This window comes from Stenotrophomonas sp. NPDC077659 (assembly GCF_050268705.1).
Taxonomy (GTDB): domain Bacteria; phylum Pseudomonadota; class Gammaproteobacteria; order Xanthomonadales; family Xanthomonadaceae; genus Stenotrophomonas.
This window is the reverse complement of sequence record NZ_JBNNHG010000238.1, coordinates 1-3,102: the sequence shown is the minus strand read 5'-3', so window position 1 is coordinate 3,102 and position 3,102 is coordinate 1. Positions and strand designations below refer to the sequence as shown.

Below are 3,102 nucleotides of genomic sequence, written 5' to 3'. Positions count from 1 at the left end.
GAGACCGACGACCCGCATGCGGCCGATCTCTACCAGGTCGGCACGCTGGCGCAGGCGAAAGGGTGCGCTCCAGCGCCATGGGATGTCTCCAATGGAATCGGGCCGCTGATGGCCCGAAGGGTAACATGAAAAAAACCCGCGTCGGGACGCGGGCTTAGCCTGATAAACGTAGGCGAATTATAAAAGATAACGCGGCCGGGTGGTAGTGCCGGCCGCTGGCCGGCATTGGGCGCCATTCAACCTCGGGGCTGCCGGCCAGCGGCCGGCACTACCCCATTCACCCACCTGAGTGGAATCTGACCACCCCGGCCGATTTGCTGCACTGCAAAATGCCATACGCCCCCGTCTGGTCCTAGTATCAAACAATCGTTTGATTAAGGTCCGCCACCGCATGGCCAAGCCCGCCCACTTCTCGACCAAGGACCGGATCCTCGGGGCCGCCGAGGAGCTGTTCGCCCTGCATGGCTTTGCCGGCACCTCGCTGCGCCAGGTGACCAGCCAGGCCGACGTCAACATCGCAGCGGTCAACTACCACTTCGGTTCCAAGGAAAACCTGGTCAACGAGGTCTTCCGCCGGCGCATGGACGAGATGACCCGCGTGCGCCTGGCGCAGCTGGAGCGCGCCCGCAGCGATCACCCCGGGCAGCTGCGCCCGGTGCTGGCCGCCTTCGTCGAACCGGCCCTGGCCATGGCCCAGGACCGGCAGAGCGGCGGCGCCTTCGTGCGGGTGATCGCCCGCGCCTATGCCGAGAAGAACGACACCCTGCGCAAGTTCCTCTCCGACCACTACGGCCACGTGCTGCGCGCGTTCGGCAAGGCCATCGCCGAATGCGTGCCGGGCCTGAGCAAGGAAGAGCTGTACTGGCGCCTGGATTTCCTCGCCGGTTCGCTGACCTACGCCATGGCCGATTTCGGGCTGATCAAGCGACCCGCCGGTGTCACCGAAGCGGCGCATCGTGCCAATGCCGCCCACGAACTGATCCATTTCGCCGAAGCCGGGTTCCGCGCCGCCGCACGTGACAGCGCCGTGCCCGCTTCCATTGATTCCACCCAGTAACTGCTGACCAACAAAGGCCCTACACCATGTCCAATTCCCTGCTAGTCCGCCGCGCCGCCGTGCTGGGTGCCGGCGTCATGGGTGCCCAGATCGCCGCCCACCTCACCAACGCCGGCGTCGATACCGTGCTGTTCGACCTGCCCGCCAAGGAAGGTCCGGCCGACGGCATCGTGCTGAAGGCGATCGCCAACCTGGGCAAGCTGAGCCCGGCGCCGCTGGCCAGCAAGTCGCTGGCCGAAGCCATCACCCCCGGCCAACTACGAATCCGGCCTGGAGCAGCTGAAGGACTGCGACCTGATCATCGAGGCCATCGCCGAGCGCATGGACTGGAAGCAGGACCTGTACAAGAAGATCGCCCCGTTCGTGGCCGACCACGCGGTGCTGGCCTCCAACACCTCCGGCCTGGGCATCAACAAGCTGGCCGACGTGCTGCCCGAGCAGCTGCGCCACCGCTTCTGCGGCGTGCACTTCTTCAACCCGCCGCGCTACATGCACCTGGCCGAACTGATCCCGGCCACCACCACCGACGCCGCCGTGCTGGAAGGCCTGGAAGCATTCCTGGTCACCACCCTGGGCAAGGGCGTGGTGTACGCCAAGGACACCCCGAACTTCATCGGCAACCGCATCGGCGTGTTCTCGATCCTGTCCACCATCCACCACACCCAGCAGTTCGGCCTGGGCTTCGATGAAGTGGATGGCCTGACCGGCCCACTGGTCGGCCGCCCGAAGTCGGCCACCTACCGCACCTCCGACGTGGTCGGCCTGGACACCATGGCCCACGTCATCAAGACCATGGGCGACACCCTGCCCAACGACCCGTGGCATGAATACTTCACGTCGCCGAAGTGGCTGGACGCGCTGATTGCCAAGGGTGCGCTGGGCCAGAAGACCGGCGCCGGCATCTTCCGCAAGGTCGGCAAGGACATCATGGTGCTGGACCTGGAGAAGCAGGACTACCGCCCGGCCGACCGCACCGCCGCGCCGGAAGTGGTCGAGATCCTGAAGATCAAAAATCCGGCCGACAAATTCGCCAAGCTGCGCGAAAGCCAGCACCCGCAGGCGCAGTTCCTGTGGGCGACCTTCCGTGACCTGTTCCACTACAGCGCCTACCATCTGGCCGACATCGCCGAGACCGCCCGCGACGTCGATCTGGCCATCCGCTGGGGCTACGGCTGGTCGCTGGGCCCGTTCGAAACCTGGCAGGCCGCCGGCTGGAAGCAGGTGGCACAGTGGATCGCCGATGACATCGTCGCCGGCAAGAGCATGAGCAATGCCCCGTTGCCGGACTGGGTGTTCGATGGCCGCGACGGCGTGCACGCCGCTGAGGGCAGCTACAGCCCGTCGCGCAACGCCAAGCTGCCGCGTTCGTCGCTGCCGGTGTACCAGCGCCAGCGTTTCCCGGATCCGCTGCTGGGCGAAAAGTTCGCGCCGGGCGAGACCGTGTTCGAGAACGACGGCCTGCGCATGTGGCACGACGGTGATGGCATCGCCGTGGTCAGCTTCAAGACCAAGATGAACACTGTGTCCGACCAGGTGCTCGATGGCCTGCAGGAATGCGTCAGCCGCGCCGAAAACGACTTCCAGGGCCTGGTGATCTGGCAGCAGAAGGAGCCCTTCTCCGCCGGTGCCGATCTGGCCGGTGCGCTCGGCCTGCTGCAGGCCGGCAAGGTCGACCAGTTCGAAGAGATGGTCGCCAACTTCCAGCGCACCAGCCAGCGCATCAAGTACTCGCTGGTGCCGGTGGTGGCTGCCGTGCGCGGCCTGGCCCTGGGGGGCGGCTGCGAGTTCCAGATGCACAGCGCCAAGACTGTCGCCTTCCTGGAAAGCTACATCGGCCTGGTCGAGGCCGGCGTCGGCCTGCTGCCGGCCGGTGGCGGCCTGAAGGAACTGGCCGTGCGCGCCTCCCAGGCCGCTGGCCCGGGCGGTGACGTGTTCGCCGAACTGAAGAAGACCTTCGAGACCGTGGCGATGGCCAAGGTGTCCAACTCGGCCGTCACCCTCAGGTGGACGAAACCGCTGTCGGTGAACTTGACCGCGTTGCCCAT

The 3,102-nt window shown here is 66.2% G+C and carries 1 protein-coding gene and 1 pseudogene; both read left to right on the top strand.

The annotated features are described in order from the left end of the window. Positions 1–391 precede the first annotated feature (391 nt). Entirely contained in the window at positions 392–1,057 is a 666-nt protein-coding gene (locus ACQKDV_RS18960; RefSeq protein WP_427785784.1) for a TetR/AcrR family transcriptional regulator, read from the top strand. A gap of 26 nt (positions 1,058–1,083) precedes the next feature. Next, positions 1,084–3,102 (top strand): annotated as a pseudogene (locus ACQKDV_RS18955) (3-hydroxyacyl-CoA dehydrogenase/enoyl-CoA hydratase family protein); the annotation flags it as partial.